The 19,526-nt window shown below is 71.0% G+C and carries 20 protein-coding genes and 2 pseudogenes; 7 read left to right on the plus strand and 15 right to left on the minus strand.

The features are described from left to right. The 4 genes from VFX14_16730 to VFX14_16745 all read left to right on the plus strand — a co-directional run. On the plus strand, window positions 1-971 hold a 971-nt coding region (locus VFX14_16730; GenBank protein ID HEU5191333.1), incomplete at its 5' end, for a PilT/PilU family type 4a pilus ATPase. 3 nt (window positions 972-974) lie between these two features. Further along, complete coding sequence (locus VFX14_16735; GenBank protein ID HEU5191334.1) at window positions 975-1,493, plus strand: regulatory protein RecX; 519 nt, start codon at window positions 975-977, stop codon at window positions 1,491-1,493. Between the two features lie 26 nt (window positions 1,494-1,519). Beyond that, the gene (gene alaS / locus VFX14_16740) at window positions 1,520-4,198 is read left to right on the plus strand and encodes an alanine--tRNA ligase (GenBank protein HEU5191335.1); all 2,679 of its coding nucleotides are present in this window, start codon (window positions 1,520-1,522) and stop codon (window positions 4,196-4,198) included. A 15-nt stretch (window positions 4,199-4,213) separates the two neighbouring features. Further along, window positions 4,214-4,918 (plus strand): response regulator, encoded by a 705-nt coding sequence (locus VFX14_16745; protein ID HEU5191336.1) that lies wholly within the window; start codon window positions 4,214-4,216, stop codon window positions 4,916-4,918. Window positions 4,919-4,954: 36 nt separating this feature from the next. Here VFX14_16745 and VFX14_16750 read toward each other — a convergent pair whose 3' ends face one another. From VFX14_16750 to VFX14_16770, 5 genes and pseudogenes are all read right to left on the minus strand, one after another. Next, window positions 4,955-5,770: a class I SAM-dependent methyltransferase gene (locus tag VFX14_16750; GenBank protein HEU5191337.1), complete on the minus strand. Its 816-nt coding sequence runs from the start codon at window positions 5,768-5,770 to the stop codon at window positions 4,955-4,957. 189 nt (window positions 5,771-5,959) lie between these two features. Next, window positions 5,960-6,118: pseudogene (locus tag VFX14_16755) on the minus strand (rRNA large subunit methyltransferase I). 28 nt (window positions 6,119-6,146) lie between these two features. After that, complete coding sequence (locus tag VFX14_16760) at window positions 6,147-6,935, minus strand: class I SAM-dependent methyltransferase (protein HEU5191338.1); 789 nt, start codon at window positions 6,933-6,935, stop codon at window positions 6,147-6,149. Continuing rightward, on the minus strand, window positions 6,932-7,789 hold the full coding sequence (speE, locus tag VFX14_16765; protein ID HEU5191339.1) for a polyamine aminopropyltransferase: 858 nt from the start codon (window positions 7,787-7,789) through the stop codon (window positions 6,932-6,934). The genes VFX14_16760 and speE (VFX14_16765) overlap by 4 nt, the downstream gene beginning before the upstream one ends. A gap of 62 nt (window positions 7,790-7,851) precedes the next feature. After that, complete coding sequence (locus VFX14_16770) at window positions 7,852-8,964, minus strand: type III PLP-dependent enzyme (GenBank protein HEU5191340.1); 1,113 nt, start codon at window positions 8,962-8,964, stop codon at window positions 7,852-7,854. A gap of 261 nt (window positions 8,965-9,225) precedes the next feature. Between VFX14_16770 and speD the strand changes: the two genes are divergently transcribed. The 3 genes from speD to VFX14_16785 are packed head-to-tail and all read left to right on the plus strand — an operon-like array spanning window position 9,226 to window position 11,139. Further along, window positions 9,226-9,621: an adenosylmethionine decarboxylase gene (gene speD / locus VFX14_16775; GenBank protein HEU5191341.1), complete on the plus strand. Its 396-nt coding sequence runs from the start codon at window positions 9,226-9,228 to the stop codon at window positions 9,619-9,621. Further along, complete coding sequence (gene speE / locus VFX14_16780) at window positions 9,618-10,538, plus strand: polyamine aminopropyltransferase (GenBank protein ID HEU5191342.1); 921 nt, start codon at window positions 9,618-9,620, stop codon at window positions 10,536-10,538. Before speD ends, speE (VFX14_16780) begins: the two co-directional genes overlap by 4 nt. Before the next feature lie 16 nt (window positions 10,539-10,554). Further along, window positions 10,555-11,139, plus strand: a complete 585-nt coding sequence (locus VFX14_16785) for a Maf family protein (protein HEU5191343.1) — start codon at window positions 10,555-10,557, stop codon at window positions 11,137-11,139. Window positions 11,140-11,591: 452 nt separating this feature from the next. Here the strand turns inward: VFX14_16785 and VFX14_16790 are convergent. From VFX14_16790 to VFX14_16835, 10 genes and pseudogenes are all read right to left on the minus strand, one after another. After that, window positions 11,592-12,086 (minus strand): annotated as a pseudogene (locus tag VFX14_16790) (ABC transporter substrate-binding protein). A gap of 7 nt (window positions 12,087-12,093) precedes the next feature. Continuing rightward, window positions 12,094-13,206 (minus strand): undecaprenyldiphospho-muramoylpentapeptide beta-N-acetylglucosaminyltransferase, encoded by a 1,113-nt coding sequence (gene murG / locus VFX14_16795; GenBank protein ID HEU5191344.1) that lies wholly within the window; start codon window positions 13,204-13,206, stop codon window positions 12,094-12,096. A 10-nt stretch (window positions 13,207-13,216) separates the two neighbouring features. Then, window positions 13,217-13,768, minus strand: coding sequence for a DUF4184 family protein (locus tag VFX14_16800; protein ID HEU5191345.1), 552 nt, complete (start codon window positions 13,766-13,768; stop codon window positions 13,217-13,219). Between the two features lie 18 nt (window positions 13,769-13,786). Further along, entirely contained in the window at window positions 13,787-14,902 is a 1,116-nt protein-coding gene (locus VFX14_16805) for a D-alanine--D-alanine ligase family protein (GenBank protein ID HEU5191346.1), read from the minus strand. Window positions 14,903-14,929: 27 nt separating this feature from the next. Further along, window positions 14,930-16,219, minus strand: coding sequence for a replication-associated recombination protein A (locus VFX14_16810; protein HEU5191347.1), 1,290 nt, complete (start codon window positions 16,217-16,219; stop codon window positions 14,930-14,932). 119 nt (window positions 16,220-16,338) lie between these two features. Further along, a complete protein-coding gene (locus VFX14_16815) occupies window positions 16,339-16,890 on the minus strand; it encodes a hypothetical protein (GenBank protein HEU5191348.1) in 552 nt (183 codons plus the stop codon). A 70-nt stretch (window positions 16,891-16,960) separates the two neighbouring features. Further along, entirely contained in the window at window positions 16,961-17,332 is a 372-nt protein-coding gene (bfr, locus tag VFX14_16820) for a bacterioferritin (protein ID HEU5191349.1), read from the minus strand. Window positions 17,333-17,442: 110 nt separating this feature from the next. Next, on the minus strand, window positions 17,443-18,081 hold the full coding sequence (locus VFX14_16825; GenBank protein HEU5191350.1) for a DUF3386 family protein: 639 nt from the start codon (window positions 18,079-18,081) through the stop codon (window positions 17,443-17,445). A gap of 85 nt (window positions 18,082-18,166) precedes the next feature. Continuing rightward, entirely contained in the window at window positions 18,167-18,952 is a 786-nt protein-coding gene (locus VFX14_16830; protein HEU5191351.1) for a zf-HC2 domain-containing protein, read from the minus strand. Window positions 18,953-18,959: 7 nt separating this feature from the next. Further along, window positions 18,960-19,502 (minus strand): sigma-70 family RNA polymerase sigma factor, encoded by a 543-nt coding sequence (locus tag VFX14_16835; protein ID HEU5191352.1) that lies wholly within the window; start codon window positions 19,500-19,502, stop codon window positions 18,960-18,962. Window positions 19,503-19,526: the final 24 nt, after the last annotated feature.

Consider the following 19,526-nt stretch of genomic DNA (forward strand, 5'->3'; position numbering starts at 1 on the left):
GCCGCTTCCGCGTGAACCTCTTTCTCTCGCAGGGTGAGGTGCGGGGCGTGATGCGGCACATCCCGGGGAAGATCCCGATCTTCGAAGAGCTGCATCTCCCCAAGGTGCTCGAGCGACTGGCCATGGAGCGGCGCGGGATGATCCTCGTCACCGGGATCACGGGCTCGGGTAAGTCCACCACGCTGGCCGCCATGATTGACTACATGAACCGGGGCCGGAACGACCACATCGTCACCATCGAGGATCCGATCGAGTTCACGCACGAGGACCGGAAGTGCGTGATCAGCCAGCGCGAGATCGGCCACGACTCCGGCAACTTCGCCCAGGCCCTCCGCGCCGCCCTCCGCCAGGACCCCGACATCATTCTCGTCGGTGAGATGCGTGACGCCGAGACCATGGAAGTCGCGCTGCACGCGGCGGAGACCGGTCACCTCGTGCTCTCCACCCTCCACACGCTGAACGCGACCGAGACGGTGAACCGCATCATCTCCACGTTCCCGCCGCACCAGGAGGATCAGATCCGCGGCCAGCTCTCCGCGGTCACGCAGGGCATCGTCTCGCAGCGCCTCGTCGTGCGCGCGGACGGCAAGGGCCGCGTGCCCGCGGTCGAGGTGATGGTGGGCACCGGCCTCATCCGCGACTGCATCAAGGAATCGGACAAGACCTCCCAGCTTCCCTCGGTGATCGCGGCCGGTCAGGCGCAGTACGGGATGCAGACCTTCGACCAGTCGCTCCTCGGTCTCTACCGGGAAGAGCTGATCACCTACGAGGTTGCGCGCGACGCCGCCACCAATGCCGACGACTTCGACCTCAAGGTGAAGGGCATCTTCTCCACGGGCGAGATGACGTGGGAGACCGGCGGGGCCGGGCAGCAGGCGCATGGCCTGCCCGGCGGCCCCCGCTCCGCACCCAGCGCTGTCCCCCGACCGTCGGGCGCGTCCGGCGGCGGGCCCTTCTCGAAGCGACCCTGAGCCGTGCCGCCGCGGCGTCGACGCGAGCCTCGGCCCGCGCTCGACGCCCGCGGCGCCCGGGTCGCCGCCTTCGATCTTCTCGCCCGTAAAGCCTGGAGTGCGCGCGATCTGCGCGCCCGTCTGGTCCGCCGCGGCGCCCCGGCCGACCTCGCCCGCGAGGTCGTGGCCGAGCTGGAGGGCAAGGGCTACGTGGACGATCAAGCCTTCGCGCGCTGGTGGGCGGAGGCGCGCGCCCGCGGCCGGCGGGTGGGAAGCGTGCGCCTCACCCAGGAGCTCCGCGCCAAGGGCATCGCTCCGGCGCTGGTGGCCGCGGCAGTGGAGTCCGCGTTCGCCGAGGTGCCCGAGGCCGAGCGGGCCCTCGATGCCGCGCGGCGGCGCCTGCCGGCCCTCCGGCGCGTACGGCCCGACCGGGCGGCCACACGCCTTCGCGACTATCTGCTCCGCCGCGGCTACCCGGCGGGCGCCGTGCGCGCCGCGGTGAGCACGGTGCTGGGGCCCCAGGACCCCGGGTCCGAAGCCTGAGCGCGCCCGGTATAATGGGCGCCATGATGACCGGCGCCCAGATCCGACAGCGCTTCCTCGATTACTTCGCGCGCCACGGGCACACCGTGGTGCCGTCGTCGTCGCTCGTCCCCGCTCAGGACCCGACCCTGCTCTTCACCAACGCGGGCATGAACCAGTTCAAGGGCGTGTTCCTGGGCGAAGAGAGGCGGGAGTACGTGCGCGCCGTCACCGCGCAGAAGTGCGTCCGGGCGGGCGGCAAGCACAACGATCTCGAGAACGTGGGGCACACCGCCCGGCACCACACCTTCTTCGAGATGCTGGGCAACTTCTCCTTCGGGGACTACTTCAAGAAGGAGGCGATCGCCTACGCCTGGGAGCTCCTCACCGTGGACTTCGGGCTGCCCAAAGAGCGCCTGATCGCCACCGTCTTCAACCAGGACGACGAGGCGTTCGGGCTGTGGAAGAGCGTGGCGGGCCTGTCCGACGATCGCATCCTTCGCCTGGGCGAGAAGGACAACTTCTGGGCGATGGGCGACACGGGCCCCTGCGGCCCCTGCTCGGAGGCGCACTATCACCAGGGGGATCATCTCCCCTGCACGGAAGAGCAGGCGGGACGGCGTTGCCTCGGGCCGGCCTGCGAGTGCGACCGGTGGCTGGAGGTCTGGAACCTCGTCTTCATGCAGTACAACCGGGACGCCAGCGGGACCCTCACCCCGTTGCCCCGGCCCTCCATCGACACCGGCATGGGCCTCGAGCGCCTCACCGCGGTGCTGCAGGGGAAGCTGTCGAGCTGGGACACGGACCTCTTCGCCCCCCTGCTCGATCACGTCGCGTCGCTGGCGCGCAAGCCCTACCGCGCGCGCGAGGAGGACGACGTCTCGATGCGGGTGATCGCGGACCACGCCCGCACCGCGACCTTTCTCATCACCGACGGCGTCACGCCCTCCAACGAGTGGCGCGGCTACGTGCTCCGCCGGATCATGCGGCGGGCCATGCGCCACGGCCGCATGCTGGGCCTGCACGAGCCCTTCCTCTGGCGGGCCACCGAGACGGTGGTGAAGGTGATGGGCGACGCCTACCCCGAGATCCGCGAGCGGCACGCGCGGGTGGCGGAAACGGTGCGGCTCGAGGAGGAGCGCTTCGCGGAGACCCTCGACCTCGGCATGGAGAAGATCCGCGAGTACCTGGCCGAGCAAGCAGGCGCGGCCAAGAAGGTGGTGGACGGGAAATTCCTGTTCACCCTCTACGACACCCATGGCTTCCCGGTGGATCTCGCCCAGGAGGTATTCCAGGACGCGGGCTGGTCGGTGCCGCCCGAGAGCCTGGCCGCGTTCGAGTCGGAGATGGAGGCGCAGCGCGAGCGGGCCCGCGCGGGCGGCACGTTTCAGGCCGCCGGCGGCGAGGACGGCGCGGTGGCGATCTATCAGCAGCTGTCCTCCGAGCTGCCGCGGCCGACCTTTCTCGGTTACGGAATGCTCACCGCCCCCGCGCGGGTGCTCGCGATGGTGGACGGCTCGCGGCGGCGCCCGGAGGCGGGGGCGGGCGAGACGGTGGAGATCGTCCTCGATCGCACGCCGGCGTACGCCGAATCCGGTGGCCAGATCGGCGACACGGGCTCGATGATCGGGCGCGACGGCGAGGGGGAGATCCTCGACACCTACTACCGCGGGGCGCAGCTCATCGTGCACAAGGTGAAGGTGACGCGCGGGCGGCTCCGGGAGGGCGAGGAGATCGCGATCTCGGTGGACCCGGCGCGGCGGCTGGGCCTCCGCCGGCATCACACCGGGACCCACCTGCTGCACTCCGCGCTGCGCTCGGTGCTGGGCACCCACGTGATGCAGGCGGGCTCGCTCGTGGCGCCGGATCACCTGCGCTTCGACTTCTCGCATGGGGCAGGGATCCGCGATCCCGAGATGGAGCGGATCGAGTCGCTGGTCAACGAGCAGGTGCAGGCGAACATCGTGGTCTCGCCGGCGGAGATGGACCTGCAGGCCGCGCTCAAGAGCGGCGCGATGGCGCTCTTCGGCGAGAAGTACGGCGATCGCGTGCGGGTGATCCGGATCGGCGACTTCTCCACCGAACTCTGCGGCGGCACGCATCTGGACGCCACCGGGCAGATCGGCCTCTTCAAGGTGGTCTCGGAGGGCGCGGTGGCCTCGGGGGTCCGGCGCATCGAGGCGGTCACGGGCGACGCCGCCCTCCGCCACGTCGTGCAGGAGGAGGCGGCGCTGCGCGAGTCGGCGGGACTGCTCAAGATTCCTCCGCTCGAGCTGCCCCGGCGCGTGCAGAAGCTCCTCGACGAGCAGAAGCAGCTCGAGCGGCAGCTCGCCCAGCTCGAGGGGCGCCTGGCCAAGAGCCGCGCCGAGGAGCTCGTGTCCGCCGCGAAGCAGGTGGCGGGGGTAGCGGTGCTCGCCGCGCGGCTCGACGGGCTCGACCCGGACGGCCTCCGCTCGGTGGTGGACATGCTCCGCGACCGTCTGCCGCAGGGCGTGATCGTAGTGGGCAGCTCCGCCGATGGCAAGGTGAATCTGATCGCGTCGGTGTCCAAAGACCTGACGGGGCGCGTGCAGGCGGGCAGGGTTATTCAGGAGGTGGCCAAGGTCGTCGGTGGGGGCGGGGGCGGACGTCCCGACATGGCGCAGGCGGGCGGCAAGGATCCCTCCAAGCTCGATGAGGCGCTCAGGCTGGCCGAGAGCTTGGTAGAACAGCGGTTAAAGGTCTAGCAGGGCGGGCGGGCCATGACCGGGAAGGGAAAGATCCTCGTCGTGGACGACGAGCCGCCTGTCGGCGAGGTCCTCTCCGAGTTCTTCACGCCCAAGGGCTACGAGGTCATCTGCGCCCTGGGCGGCCTGGAAGGGCTGTCCAAGCTCGAGAAGTTCCAGCCCGACGTGGTGCTCCTCGACGTCCGCATGCCCGACATGGACGGCATCACCGTCCTCCGGCGCATCCGTGACGCCAATACCCGCGTGGGCGTGCTCATGATGAGCGGCAACACCGACAGCGAGGCGGCCAAGGAGACGCTGCAGCTCGGCGCCTTCGACTACGTTCTCAAGCCCTTCGACTTCGACTATCTCGACCGCGCCGTCCACAAGATGCTCACCGCCGCCGCTGCCCCCGAGGCGCGCGCGGTGGCGGGGCTGCCGCCCTCCGCCGCTGAGCCCTCGCAGCACGGCCTGCTCTACGACCTCGCCATCGAGGTGTTCAAGGCCACCCGCGCGATGGGCTCGGAGGCACGGACCACGCTGGCGCCGGCACTCGAGACCGCGGCGCTGGCCGCCGTTCAGAAGGGCGTGTCGGGGGAGAAGGCCGAAGTGATCCGCGCCCTGAATCACCTCCGTATGCTGATTCGCTTCGCGCGCGACCTCGGGGACTTCAGCGATTCGGTGCACCGTCACCTCGAGGCGCAGATCGTCACCGCGCGCCGGTCCGTCGGTCTTGGCTGAGCCGACGGTCTCTGGGCCGGCCGCCGTCCCTCCCGCTCAGACCCGCTGGAGCAGCAGCCCCGTCAAGTAGCGCGTCTCGGGTATGGCCAGGAGCACCGGGTGGTCCCGGCTCTGCCCGAGGGTGGCGAGGACCCGGACGTTGACGCCCGCGTCCCCCGCGGCGGCCCGACAGACACCCTCGAACAGCTCCGGCGTCACGTGGTGCGAGCACGAGAACGTGGCGACAATCCCGCCCGGCTCGAGCAGGCGCAGGCCACGGAGATTGATCTCCTTGTAGCCGCGCGCGGCCGCGTCCACCGCGTCCTTGCGCCGCGTGAACGGCGGGGGATCGAGGACCACCAGGCCGAAGCGCTTGTGGGCGGCGGCCAGCGTGCGCAGCTCGTCGAAGGCGTTGGCCTCGCGAATCGTCGCCCGCGCCGCGACGTCGTTGGCGGCGAGGTTCTCCCGGGCGCCCTCGGCCGCGTCGGCGGAGGACTCGATGAGGAGGGCCTCGCGCGCGCCGGCGCGCAGCGCGTGGCACGCGAAGGCGCCCGTGTAGGCGAACGCGTCCAGCATGCGCCGACCCGCGGCGTGGCCGGCGACCAGGCGATGGTTCTCGCGCTGGTCGAGATAGAGGCCGGTCTTGTGCCCGGCCCCGACGTGGACGACCAGCGCGCATTCGCCCTCCGTCACCCGCACGGTCACCGCCGCGTCGTCTCCCGTGGGCACCCAGCCGCGCCGCGGCTCGAAGCCCTCGATGCGGGCGGCGCCGGGGTCGTCGAGGCGATAGACCCGCTGCCCCTCGAAGAGCACCGCGAGCTCCTCCGCGACCGCGTCGGCCAGGCGGGCCATGCCGAGGGTCAGGCTCTGCATCACGGTGACGGGCCCGTAGCGATCGACTACGAGGCCCGGCAGTCCGTCCGCCTCGCTCCAGCAGAGGCGATACGCTCCGGTGTTCCCGGGCACGAGCCCGGCCCCCCGGCGATACTCGAGCGCGGCGGCCAGCCGGCGCCGGATCAGGGCGCCATCGACGGCCTCGCCGGGGCCGGCGAGCAAGCGGCAGGCGATGCCGGGGCGCGGATTGTAGTAGCCGCGGCCGACCGGGTGGCTCGCGGCGTCGACCACGTCCACGACGTCGCCGGGCGCCCACGGGCCGCGAATGTCCGCGATCTCGCCGCGGTAGACCCACGGATGGCCGGCGCGGAGCCGGCGGTCGCCGCCCCGCTTGAGGACGAGCTGGGCCGTGGCCCTACTTCTTCCGCAGCACCACCACCATGAGCAGCGGGTGGTGGGCCCGGTCCAGCTTGAGGCGGGGCTTGAAGCCGTAGAACCACTCGACCAACTCGAAGCCTCCCGCCAACTCCACCAGCGAGCGCAGCTCCTGCGGGAAGACCATGCGCGAGGCGTGGCGCTGCCGGTAGACGTGGCGCCGGCCGTTCTCCTGGGCCTCGAGCTCCATGTGCTCGTAGAAGACCTGCGTGACCGGGTTCAGGTCTCTCAGGGCCTCGAAGGTCGCATGGACGGTCGCCCGGCCCCGACGGCGCGTCCAGGACCAGCGGCGGGCCGGATCGGTCCAGGACGAGCACATGTAGCGGTCGAAGACGTAGAGGCCACCTTTTCTGACGGCGCGCGCGGTGGATCGGAGATGCGCCAGGATGGCCTCGTTGGTCAGGAGATGGCCCTGCGAGTCCTGCATGCAGATGGCCGCGTCTACCGGCCGCGGCAAGCGGAAGCGCGTCATGTCGCCCACGTGGAGGCCCACGTCGAAGCCCTTGGCCCTCGCCCGCTCGCCCAGGAAGGCGATGTTCTCCGGGGAGAGATCGAGCCCGCTCATCCGGTAGCCGCGCTCGGCGAGGCGGATCAGGTGGGGCCCGGTGCCGCAGGCGATGTCCAGCACGGTGCGGATGGGCCGCCGGGCGTAGGTCCGGAAGGCGTGGATGAGGAAGTCCACCTCCTGCTTCCGGTTCATGTCGAAGGCGATCTCGTAGTAGCGCGGCGCCGAGTACTGGCCCCGCTGGGCCCGGACGGCGTCGCTCACAGGCCGAGGTCCTGACCGCCCTCGAGCATGAAGGAGGGCAGGGCGAAGCAGGCCCGGTGCAGCGCGGCGTTGTAGTACTTGAACGTGAGGTTGGCCTTCTTCACACGGCTCTCCTTGAAGTGCGCCACCGGGTCCACCTTGTCCGAGCAGAGGGAGAAGCTCCAGAAGCCGCTGGGGTAGGTGGGGATGTTGGCGGTGTAGAGCCGCACGATCGGGAAGATCTCCCGGAGATTGCGCTGAATGCCGTTCACCGTCTTCTGGTGGAAGAACGGCGACTCGGACTGCGTCACGAAGATCCCGCCCGGGTTGAGGCAGCGGGCCACGTTCTTGTGGAAGGGCTTCTGGAACAGCACCTCCGCCGGGCCCACCGGGTCCGAGGCGTCCACGAGGATGACGTCGAACTTCTCCTTGGTGTTCGCCAGATAGCGCTCGCCGTCCTCGAAGAGGACCTGGGCGCGGGGGTTCTTGAAGGCGGTGCCGATGGACGGCAGGTACTTCTGGGAGGTCTGCACCACCATCTCGTCGATCTCCACCATGGTGGCCTTGACGCCCTTGTGCCGCATGACCTCGCGGAGAGTCCCGCCGTCGCCGCCGCCGATGATGAGCACGCGCTTGGGGTTGGGATGAGCGAAGAGCGGCACGTGGGAGAGCATCTCGTGGTACACGAACTCGTCCTTCTCGGTGACCATGATCGAGCCGTAGAGGACGAGGATGCGGCCGAACTCGTAGGAGTCCAGCACGTCGATTCGTTGATAGGGGCTTTTGCCGCTGTAGAGGAGCTGCTTGATCTTGATGGTGAGCCCGGCGCGGCGGCGATGCAGCTCGCTGAACCAGACATTCCACAGATCCGTCATCGAGCTTTCGCTGATGCGCTCGGCGGGGCTCGGCATGAGGTCTCCTTGCGGGGCGCGCCGGGCTAGAACGCGACCAGGCGGGCCAGGGGGAAGCCGTTGAACGTGCTGGCGCTGGCGTTGGTGTAGGCGCCCATGCCGGGCACGATCAGGATGTCACCGATCTCGGCGGGCGGCAGGGCCCGGTCCGTGTAGAGCACGTCGAAGGAGTCGCAGGTGGGGCCGGCGATCACGCACAGCTCCCGCTCTCCGCTCCGCTCCGACTGGATGACGTACTCGCAGTGGTCGAAGAGCTTGCCGGAGAAGCTCCCATAGAGCCCGTCGTCGATGTAGTACCAGGGGACACCGCCCCGCTTGGCCCGCCCGATGACCTGGGTGATGAGCCACACCGCATTGGCGACGAGGAAGCGGCCGGGCTCGGCGATCACCCGCGTCTGGTCGAAGTACTTCTCGATGCCCTCCGCGATGGGCTCGCAGAAGCGCTCGATGGGCATGACGCTCTCGACGTAGGAGACAGGGAAGCCCCCGCCGATGTCGAGGGTGTCGAGGATGATGCGCTTGGAGGCGGCCAGGTTGAAGAGCTGGCGGCAGCTCCCGAGGGCGTCGACGTAGGCGAACGGATTCGTGCACTGGGAGCCCACGTGGAAGGAGAGGCCCCGGGGCTTGAGCTTCAGCCGGCGGGCAGTCTGGAGCAGGCGGAGGACGTCGTCGGCCTGCGCCCCGAACTTGTAGGACAGGTCCACCACCGCGTCCTTGTTGGAGACGCGGAGGCGGACGAGGACATTGGCGCCGGAGGCATGGGTGGCGAGCTTGGCCACCTCGCCCTCGTTCTCCACCACGAACCAGGTGAGCCCGGCCTCGTGGGCGAACCGGAGCTCCTCGGGCTTGTTGAAGGGCTTGGTGTAGAGGAGGTCCTCGGGGCCGGCGCCCGCCCGGCGGGCCAGCCGGATCTCCTCCATGGAGGAGACGTCGAAGTGGCTCCCCGCCCCGCGGAGGAGCCGGAGCACCTCGCGGTGGGGGTTGGCCTTGATCGCGTAGTAGAGGGTGACGTTGGGGAGGCTCTTCTGCAGCGACTCGAAGCTCTCCCGGAGGACGGAGCGCGAGAGCGCCAGGAGCGGCGTCCCGTGGCGCTTGGCGAGCCGCTTCGCGTGCTCGAAGGTGAGGAGGTCGTCGCGCACGCCCCGCATGCTACCCGATAACCGCGCTCCGGTGCCAGCAGTCTGGTACGTGACGGCGCCTCTCTACCGCCGCTTGGGGATTTTCCCGCCGCACGGCGGCGCCCGCGCGACGGTTTTCTGCGCCCGCGTGGCGGCGCCGCGGCGGCGTCGAGCCGCGAAAAACCTCATTTTTTCCTTGCAATGAACTTTTGCTGGCCATACATTGAGCGAAAATCTGCCGGAAATTTTTCCGACAGACACGACGAGGGGAGGAGAGATCGAGTGCACGCACTGGGGCGTCACCTGCTGCTCGAACTGTTCGACTGCGACGCCGAGGCCATCAACAGCCTCGAAACCGTGAAGACGTCGATGGTGGAGGCCGCCAAGCGCGCGCAGGCCACCATCGTGGATGTCGTCTTCCACGAGTTCAATCCCTTCGGGATCAGCGGCGTCGTGGTGATCGCCGAGTCGCATCTGGCTATCCACACCTGGCCGGAGTATCGCTACGCTGCCGTGGACGTCTTCTCTTGCGGTGACGTCCTGCAGCCCCAGGTGGCTGCCGACTACCTCGTGGAACAGCTCGGCGCCTCCCGCGCGTCGGTGGTCGAGCTCCAGCGGGGCATCTTCATGGGTCAGGGAGGCCCGCTGCCGCACAAGCCCGTCGCCGTCTCCGGATGAGCTTCTCCCCGCAGTACAAGTGGTTCTTCGAGACCACCACCGAGGTCGAGGGGCATCTCCACGCGATCGCGCGGACCATCACCGCGCGCCAGACCAAGTTCCAGTTCATGGAGATCCTCGAGACCTTGTCCTACGGCAAGGTCCTCGTGCTCGACGGCCGGATCCAGTCGAGCCAGGCCGACGACTTCATGTATCACGAGCTCCTGGTTCACCCCGGCCTGCTCGCGCACCCGAACCCCAAGCGGGCGATGGTCATCGGCGGGGGTGAGGGCGCGACCGTCAGGGAGATCCTCCGCCACCGCTCCATCACCGACTGCCTCATGGTCGACATCGACGCCGAGGTGGTCGAGGAGTGCAAGAAGCACCTGCCTGAGATGCATCAGGGCGCCTTCGAGGATCCGCGGACCCGCGTGCTCAACGAGGACGCCCGCGCCTACCTCGAGAAGACCTCCGAGCGGTTCGACCTGATCGTGGTCGACCTCGTGGAGCCGCTCGAGGAAGGCCCGGCCTGCCTGCTCTTCACCAAGGAGTTCTACGGCCTGATTCGCGACCGGCTGACCGATCAGGGCGTCATGACCATGCAGGCGGGGATGACCAAGATCAACGAGCTGTACTTCTACGGATCGGTCAGCCGCACGCTTCGCGAGGTGTTCCCGGTGGTGGCGCCGTACCAGGGCTTCATCTCCTGCTTCGGCACGCCCTGGGGCTTCATGCTGGCCTCCAAGGGCGCCGATCCCCGCCGACAGTCGGCGGAGGAGATCGATCGGCTCATCGCCGCCCGGCTCAACCCCGACGAGCTCGGCTACTGGAACGGGGGCGCGCACCTGCACTCGTTCAACCTGCCCAAGTTCCTGAGCCAGGCGGTCGAGCGGAACGACCGGGTCATCACCGACGCCAACCCGCTGATCGTCAGCTGAGCCGCACACGCTGATCCTGGCTTCCGCCTCACCCCGACGCCGGGACCTTCTCGGCCGTCTCGGCCTTCCGTTCACCGTCAGGCCCAGCCATATCCCGGAGCCGGTGCTGCCGGGCCCGCCGGAGAGCGCGGTGATGGCGCTCGCGCTCGCCAAGGCCCGCGTGGTGGCGCTCGAGGTGGCGCCGGGCCCCGCGCTGGTGCTCGGCGCCGACACCGAGGTGGTGCTGGACGGCCGGCTGCTCGGCAAGCCCCGGGACGCGGCGCACGCCGTCGAGATGCTCGAGATGCTCCGGGGCCGCGTGCACGAGGTGATCACCGGGCTTGCGGTGGTCGACGCTGCCACGGGCCGCGAGGAGGCTCAGTCGGTGACCTCCCGCGTCCGGATGGGCGACTACTCCGCCGCCGCGATCGAGGCATACGTGGCCACCGGCGAGCCCTTCGATAAGGCCGGAGGTTACGCCGTGCAGGGCGAGGGCGGCCGGCTGGTGCGGGAGGTGGAGGGCTGCTTCACCAATGTTGTCGGGCTGCCCGTCGAGGCCACGCGCCGGCTCCTGGCGCGCTGGGGGCTCGAGAGCCCGGCCCCGCGGCCCAGCGCCTCCTGAGCCCGGCGTAGGGGCTCGAGGAAGAGCAGCCGGTCGAGGCGGGGCAGCTTCACCACGACCGGCAGCCGCGCGCGGGCCTGGACGAGATCGATCGACGCCTCGAGCGCCTCCGGGCTGACGACGCCGTCTGGCAGGAAGAGCGCCCGCGCGCCCTCCACTCTCAGGGCGAAGTCCTCCCGCTCGCCGACCACCGAGCCCCCGAAGCTTCCCGCCAAGTCGGCGGCCGGGGCGCTGCGGATGCGGCGCTGGGCGACGAGCAGCGCGCGGGCCACCGGGATCAGCTCCGCCGCGTCGAGACGGCTCGTCGCTGCCACGAACACGGCCGCGTGCACGCTTTCCTTGCCGAGCCAGCGGGCGGCCTCGTCGGGCCTGCGGAAGTCCGCGACGACGATCGCCTGGCCCTCTCCGACGAGGCGGGTCGCCCAGGGATCCCCGATCAGGGCCGCGTCGACCTCGCCCGCCGCGACAGCCCGAGCGAGCAGGCGCTCGCCGAAGCTCGTAATCCGGACGCGATCGGGCGTCACCCCGACGCGGGCCAGGAGCGCGCTCAGCGCCTCGGCTTCCGCCGTGCCGGGCGCGGTGATCCCGACGGTCTTGCCTGCGAGGTCGGCCGGCGTCCTCACCTGATCCTGCTTGCCGGCCGGCGTGAGCAGGACGACCGGCGGCGCCGCGGTCAGCCCGAAGACGAGCCGCGGCGGTGCGCCCTGCACATGGCCCACCCGAAGCGCGGCGTCGAGGGACGTCGCGACCAGGTCCACGCGGCCCGCCGCCAGGGCCTCCGCCGCGTCCACGGTGCTGCGGAAGGTTCGGAGGGCGAGCGGCCGCCGGCCGCCTTCCGTCGTCGCCGCCGCGGCCTCCGCCAGGCGTACAGACAGGTACTCGGGCGCGGTGACCGGCCCGGCAACGCCGATGGTGAGGGTGGCCTGCAGGAGGAGCGCGGCCAGCATCAGCGACTCAGGCCTTCGCGGCGTCCAGGATGAGCTGGGCGAGGCGCTCTGCCGCGTCCGGCACGGCGAGCGTGCGGGCGCGCTCCCCCATCCGCGCCAGGGCCGGCCGATCGCCCAGAAGGCGCCTGACGACTTCCAGGAGGCTCTCAGCCGTGAGGGAGATCTGTGGGAGCAGCACGGCCCCTTCTGCGGCCTCCACGAGGCGCGCATTGGCCGTCTGCTCGTCTCCGCTGGTGCCGGGCAGGGGAATGTAGAGCGCGGCCCGCGCCAGCTGACAGCACTCGTTCACGGTGCCGGCGCCGCTGCGGCCGATCACCAGGTCCGCCGCCGCGAAGATGTCCCGCAGCTCGGCCCCCACGTAGGGGCGGAGCGCGTAGCGGGCGCGGAGGCGCTCGGGAAGCTTCGCCGCCTGGCCCTCCAGCCACGCGCGGTCGCCCGTGGTGGGCTGATCGCCGCACTGATGGACGATCTGGGCCTGCTCCAGCAGGGCGGGCAGCACCGCGCCGATCGTCCGATTGATCTTGTGGGAGCCCTGGGAGCCGCCCGTGACGTAAACGACCGCCTCGGCTGGGTTGAAGCCGAAGAGGCGGCAGCCGGCCTCGCGCGAGCCGCCGGCCAGCTCGGGGCGAAGGGGATTGCCGGTGAGGACGACGCGATCGGGGCGGAACTCGCGGCCGGAGGTCGGAAACGTGAGCGCGATGCGCCGCGCGAAGCGGCCGGCGATGCGGTTGGCGAGGCCGGGCACCGCGGTCTGCTCGTGCACCACCACCGGGATGCGGAGGGCCCGCGCGGCCAGCGCGGGCGGCAGCGCCACGAAGCCCCCGGTGGCGAAGACGAGCCGCGGGCTCAGCCGGCGCAGGAGCCGCCACGAGCGGGCGAAGCCCGCGGGCACGCGGACGCCGAGGTCCGGCACGTTCTGCCAATCCCAGTAGCGGCGCAGCTTGCCGGTGGGGATCGCGTGAAACGTCAGCCCGGCCTCGGGCGCGCGCCGCGCCTCGACGCCGGTGCGGCTGCCGATCCAGTGCACCTCCACGCCGCCGCGGCGGCGCAGGGCGGCCGCCACCGCGAGGCCCGCGCTCGTGTGGCCGCCAGTGCCGCCGCCCGCGATCACGATGCGCATGCCGTCCGCATCATACGCCGGGGCGCACGGCCACTTCGTGCAGCCACGCGCGCGTCCAGCGCGCCAGGAGCGCGAGCCCGAGGAGGGTGCTGCCGTGCTGCAGCACCCTGTAGACGTAGACCCGATACCAGCCCACCGTCACGAGGTTCACGGCCAGCAGGGGAAACGTCCTCACGATCGGGCCCGGATGGGTGAAGAGGTCCCACGCGATGTGCGTGAGCGCGCCCAGCAGCAGGCACAGCACGACCGTGAGCCATCGGGCCGGCGGCAATCCCGGCGTCCGGGCCACCAGCGGCGCCACCGCCTGGCGGAGCGTCCGCGGCAGGGCGGCGGCGAGCCGCCGCTTGAGCAGGTGGAAGAGGAGATAGAGGGCCAAGCCCACCGGCAGGCAGAGCCAGAACAGCCCAGCCACGCTGTGGCTCGGGCCGCGGGTCAGGCCCGGCACCACGTAGGCGAAGTCGGGGGTCATGCTCCCGATGACGAGGGCGGAGAAGACGACCCTCTTGCCCAGCAAGCGCGCGAGGGGCACCACGGCGGCCGGGTGCGCCAAGGTGAAAGGCATGCCGGCGGCAGGCCGGGCTCAGCGGCGCTCGAGAGCCAGCTCGATCAGCCGCGCGATGAGCGTGGCATAGGGCACGCCCGTGGCTTCCCAGAGCCGCGGATAGGCGCTGGTCGCGGTGAAGCCGGGGATCGTGTTGATCTCGTTCACGAGCACGCGATCCTCGCCCTCGATGAAGAAGTCCACGCGCGCCATGCCGGCCGCATCGATGGCCTTGAAGGCCTGGATGGCGAGGGCCCGGACGCGCGCCGTGGTCTCCGGCGACAGCGGCGCGGGGATCCGGAAGGTGGTCTGGCCCTCGGCGTACTTGGTCTCGTAGTCGTACCACTCGCCCGAGTAGCGCACCTCGCCGGGCAGCGAGGCCTCCGGCGCGTCGTTGCCGAGCACAGCGACCTCCACCTCGCGCGCCACGATCCCGCGCTCCACCACCAGGCGCCGGTCGTGGCGCGCCGCCTCGGCGAGGGCGGCGGCGAGAGCCTCGGGCGCCTTGACCTTGCTGATGCCGACGCTCGAGCCCAGGTTGGCCGGCTTGACGAAGCACGGGAAGCCGATGCGCTGGGCGATTTCCGCCTCGACCGCCTCGGGCCGGCGCTCGAGCTCGTACCGCGACACGGCCAGATACTCGACCATGGGCAGCCCGTGCGCGCGGAACATGTCCTTCATCGCCACCTTGTCCATGCCGATGGCAGAGCCCAGCACGCCCGCGCCGACGTAGGGAATCTCCGCCAGCTCGAACAGACCCTGGATGGTGCCGTCCTCGCCGCGGGGTCCGTGCAGCATGATCATCACCACGTCGAGGTTCTGGCGGAGCCCCGGCGGCATGCCTTCGGAAGACTGCGCGCGCATCAGGGAAGCGCCGCCCGCCGCGCTGGAGGCGCGCGCGGCGAGCCCGCGCTTGACGTCGGACTCGGCGCCGCCCTCGGTCAGGGCGCGCTGCGCGGCGGCGTCGGTGAGCGCGCGCATGGGATCCCCGCCCACCAGCCAGCGCCCCTCGCGGCTGATCCCGATCGGCACCACGTCGAAGCGCGTGCGGTCGATGGCGGCCATCACCGAGGCGGCGCTCGCCAGCGACACCTCGTGCTCCCCCGAGCGCCCGCCGAAGACCACGCCGATCCGGAGCTTGCCTTTCTCGGCCATCACTTCGGTTGTATCAGAGAATGCCCGTTAATCCGCGGATTTGCTGCGCGTACGCCCCGCGCGCTGCTCCCGCCACCGGCGGAGGCGCTCGCCGAGGTCCTTCTCGAGCCCGCGCTCGGTGGGGCGGTAGTACACGCGGCCGCGGAGGGCACCCGGCAGGTGCTCCTGGTCCACCACCGCGTCGGGGGCGTCGTGGGCGTACTGATAGCCGCGCCCATAGCCCAGATTGGCCATGAGCCCCGTCGGCGCGTTGCGGAGGTGCAGCGGCACCGGCTCCGCGGGCTTCTCGCGAATGTCCTCGCGCACGGCGTTCCACGCGGCGTAGACCGCGTTGGACTTGGGAGCGAGGGCCAGGTAGACGGTGGCCTGGGCGAGCGCCAGCTCCCCCTCGGGCGTGCCGAGGAAGTGATACGCCTCCTTCGCGTCGAGGGTGAGCCGGAGCGCGGCGGGATCGGCATTGCCCACGTCCTCGGAGGCGAAGCGCACGAGGCGTCGGGCCACGTAGAGCGGGTCCTCGCCGGCGTCGAGCATGCGCCCCAGCCAGTAGAGCGCGCCGTCCGGATCCGAGTCGCGCAGCGACTTGTGGAGCGCGGAGATGAGGTTGTAGTGCTCTTCGCCGGACTTGTCGTAGAGGAGCGCCTTCTTCTGCACGGCCTCGCGGATCGCCCCCTCGGTCACGCGGCGGCGCCCGTCCGGACGCGCGGCTTCGAGAGCCACCGCGAGATCGAGGATGTTGAGCGCGCTGCGTGCGTCCCCGCTGGCGAGCCGCGTGATGATGCGGAGGGCGTCCTCGTCCGCGGTGACGCCGCTGGCGCCGAGACCGCGCTCCGTGTCGGCGAGGGCCCGGGCGAGGATGCCGACGAGGTCGTCCTCGCCGAGCGGCTGGAGCACGTAGACGCGGCAGCGCGAGAGCAGCGCGGCGTTGACCTCGAACGAGGGATTCTCGGTGGTGGCGCCCACGAGCACGATGTCGCCCCGCTCGACGTAGGGCAGAAACGCGTCCTGCTGCGCCTTGTTGAAGCGGTGGATCTCGTCAACGAAGAGGATCGTGCGCCGGCCGTGCCGCGCGCGGTCCGCCTCGGCCTCCGCCATGACCCCCCGGATTTCCTTGAGTCCCGACAGCACCGCGGAGAACGTGACGAAGCGCGCGCCCGCGATCTGGGCGAGCAGCAGCGCCAGCGTGGTCTTCCCCGTCCCCGGCGGGCCCCACAGGATCATCGAGTGTAGCTTGTCCTCCTCGAATGCCCGGCGGAGCACCTTGCCGGGGCCGATGAGATGCGCCTGGCCCACCACGTCGTCGAGGGTACGGGGGCGCATCCGGTCCGCAAGCGGCGCGGGGGCGGCGCCCTCGGGACCCGGGGCCGCGCCCGCGCCGGTGGGCGCGCGCCTCGCGGCCTTGGCGGGCGGCGTGTCGAAGAGATCGTCCATGGGCGCGGCTACTGGACGGGGTTCCGCTTCACCGAGGGCAGCCCGATGCGAATGAACGCATGCTGCTCGGCGGCATGGCAGGAGGTGCAGGCGGCGCGGAGCGTCTCGAAGCGCTCCTTGAAGAGGGCGGGATCCTTCTTGCCGATGGCGTCGAGCATGGGCGGCCACGCGGTCTTGAGGAAGAGATTCTCGGCACTGGCGCGCCGGGCGGGCTCGCGCTCGAGCCCGAGGCGCAGCGCCTGCTCGAGCGTCATCGCCATGTGGCCGGCGTACTCCCAGTTGCCCTCGGTCGCGCCGAAGTAGAGCTCGCCGTAGCGGTAGGCGACCTCGGCCATGGTGGTCTCGAAGCCGCGAAGCTGACGCTGGACGGCGGGCATGCGCGCCTCCGGCTTGAGCGCCATGAGCCAGGCGGGCGCGGCGGGGTGTGCCTGCGTATGTGAGTGGACGTGCTGGGCGAGCGCCACCCCCCAGCCCAAGCGGAAGCCCACGCCCAGCAGCATGACGGCGACCGCGAGGCCGGCCAGACCGCCCGACACCACGCCGATCCGGAGTCCGCGCATAGATCCTCCCTGGAGTTGATCGAGACTGGGACACAGTCTCGCCCCACGGGCAGGATCCGGCAAGCGGCGGCTAGCTGCGCTCGAGGAGCTCGCGGGAGGCGTGATCGCCCACCTCGAGGCAGAGCTGCACGCCCGGGCGCAGGACCTGGAGGGCGGCCATCTCCAGGCTCAGGTCGTTGGCGAACTGCTGACGCACGTCGGCGCCGATCAGGATGGGGTCGTAGTCGGAGAGGTTGGGCACCCCGTCGAGGAAGAGGACGCGCTCGATGATCGTGTCGGCGTGCTTCATCTCGTCGATGGACTCGTCGTACCCGTGCTTGGCGAGAATGGCATAGCCCCAGTTCTTGCACATCCGCGAGTGGATGAAGTACTGGTTGATTCCGGTCAGCTCCTTGCGGAGGACCTGATTCAGCAGATCGATGATGCGCGGATCTCCCTGCATGTCGCCTCCCCGGCGCCCGTGGGCGCCCGGAGGGATTCTACCTACAGGAGAGTGTGCGCGTCGAACCGCGCTTCGCGAACGACGGTGGTGTCGAGCCGGCTCGTCTGCATCTAGCGCGTCGCGGGCAGCCACGTGTGGCTCACGCGCAGGTGCGTGTCCTCCACCAGCTCGGTGCGGACGAGACCGTGCGCGTCGTAGACGACGGTGGAGCGCCGGGCGGGGAGGATCCGGCCGGGGGTGGCACGGCAGAAGCTCTCGTAGGTCTCCACGCGCCGCTCGCCGCGCTCGACGCGCTCGCACGCCTGCAGGCGCGCGCGCTCGTCCAGCTCATAGCGGATGGGTGCGAGACCGTGGACGCCGCGGTGCACGACGAGGCGAGAACCCGGGCCGCCGCCGGCCGCGTCGAGCGGCGCCTCGAAGGCGATCGGGAAGCGGCCATCACCGTCCTTGAAGAACCGGGGCACCCGCTCGGCGGCGATCTCCGCGAGCACGGCGTTCGCCCAGTCGCGCGCGGCCTCGTCGCTGATTTCCACCTCGACCTCGCCCTGCGGGCCGACCAGGGCAGAGCCCGCTCGCTCGCGGCCGTCGAGCGTCACCAGAAGCCGGGCACGGAAACCGGGGAAGCCTTCCGGCCACTTCTGGATGGCGCCCTGGGCGCGCTGGAGGAGGATGCGAGCGGCGGCGTCTTCGGGCGGTGATGGAGCAGTCGGAGCGGCCGTCCCGTGGTCCGTGCGAATGACTGACAGCAGCGCCCGCTCCTCTCGGGAGGCCCGGCCTCGGCGGTATCCCGGCGTCCGAGAGTAAGGCTAGGCTAAGTCTAGCGCGTCGTCAAGGCTAATTCTGAGTGCGCCCGGGCGCCCCGCCCGCCCCCACCCGGGCACCCAGCTCGGCCAGGTCGTGGGCGTCGACGTCGGAGACGAGGACGTAGCCCAGCTCGCCCTGCCGCCACGTGAGCGTGTTGAACCCGCGCCGGCTCGCGGCCTCGGGAGCGGCAGGCCAGCGAAGCCCCTCCGCGCGCACCACGAAGAGCGTGATGTGGTGGAGGCGGCGCCCGTACACGAAGGCGGCCGCCTTGCGGTCGAGGAAGTACTCGATGGCGCCGCCCTCGAGCGGGAACTCGGCGTCGCCCGCGAACGCGACGACCGGGGCGAAGTCGAGCTTGCCCGCGAACCACGGCTTGACCTGATGGATCCCGCCGCTCGCCACCGACACGCCGCGCTCGAGGAGGCGCAGGTGATCGTTCACCGCCTCGGCCGCCACACGGTCCTCGCGCCCGAGCCCCGTCCCGGGCAGCTCCACCAGACGCGGCAGGGCCACCACCACGAGGAGCAGGGCCGCCGCGAGCGCGGGGATCCAGGCGCGGCGCCATGGGCTCGGGCGCGTCCCCGTCGGCCGCGCCGACGCAAGATGCGATGCGGCCAGCCGGCGCTTGAGCCCGGCGGGCGCGGCGTGCTGCGGGAGCCGGCGTTCCAGCGCCTCGGTCAGCGCGCGCTCGGCCAGCTCCTCTCGCGCACAGGCCGCGCAGCCGTCCAGATGGGCGTGCACCTCGCCGTGGAGCGGGCCGGTGAGCCGGCCGCGCTGATAGTCGAGGAGCAGCGGGCGCGCGGCGGTGCAGTCCATGGGCGGGCTAGTGCGCATAGTCCTGGAGCCGCTGGCGCAGCGCCGCGCGGGCGCGTGAGAGCCGCGACTTCACCGTGCCCACCGCGCAGGCCATCACGTCCGCGATCTCGCGCTCCGAGAGGCCCTCGAGGTCGAGGAGGATCACGGTGCGGCCTTCCTCCGTCAGGGTCAGCAAGGCCTGCTCGATCTCGCCCGCCACGACCTTACGCAGCCGGTCGAGCTCGAGGTCGTCGCGCAGCCATTCCGTCGCCGGCGCCTCCGACATGCGGGGATCGACGGTGTCGATCGTGCCCACCACGGGGCTGCCGCGCTGGCGGCGGTACTGCGACAGGAACGCGTTCCGGAGGATGCGGAACAGCCAGGCCTTGAGGTTCGTGCCCGGCGTGTACTGGTCAGCCGCCCCGAAGGCGCGGGCATAGGTCTCCTGCACGAGGTCCTCGGCGTCCGCCGCGCCGCCGGTGAGGTAGCGGGCGAGGTTGTAGAGGGTGTCGGCGTATGCGAGCGCATGTGCAGCGATTTCCGCGCGCCCGCTCGTTCGCCCTTCCCCCATGTTGTCACTATAGCCATTTCGGTC

Source organism: Candidatus Methylomirabilota bacterium, assembly GCA_035764725.1.
Classification (GTDB): Bacteria; Methylomirabilota; Methylomirabilia; order Rokubacteriales; family CSP1-6; genus DASRWT01.